This is a genomic window from Streptococcus mitis (genome assembly GCF_001579035.1).
Classification (GTDB): Bacteria; Bacillota; Bacilli; order Lactobacillales; family Streptococcaceae; genus Streptococcus; species Streptococcus mitis_J.
In genome coordinates this window covers 1-368 of record NZ_KQ970335.1, presented here as the reverse complement: position 1 = coordinate 368, position 368 = coordinate 1, and the positions used below count along the sequence as shown (strand labels likewise).

Annotated in this window: 1 pseudogene; it reads right to left on the bottom strand. The window is 35.3% G+C overall.

Annotated features, from left to right (window positions below):
* A pseudogene (locus tag SMIDD26_RS10950) lies at nucleotides 1–331 on the bottom strand (hypothetical protein); the annotation flags it as partial.
* Nucleotides 332–368 lie beyond the last annotated feature (37 nt).

Sequence of the window (368 nt, the reverse complement as noted above, 5' to 3'; positions counted from 1 at the left end):
CTTGAGTTTCCAAATCATCTCTTGTCTCAATAGCACCCTCTAAAGCTGTAAGATAATCTGTCCTAGTTTTTAAATCTCCTGCCTGCAGTAACTTTCTTATTTTCTCTAATTTTTCTTGATAATTTCGAATAGTTTCTGGGGTTTTCCTATTCTCATCGCTATTTTGTTGCTCCAACAGTTTGTCATAAGCCTGTTGCAATAATGACTTCGCTATTTGTTTAGTATCTTGAGTAATATTAAAATTAAGTCCTGTAACTGGTAAAGCATACTGTAAAAACCTAGATTGATAACTCATCCCCAATACTTCATCGTCAGCTGAACTAATTCTCACCTTATACGACGCGACTCCTTTAGGCAAGTCTATTTCT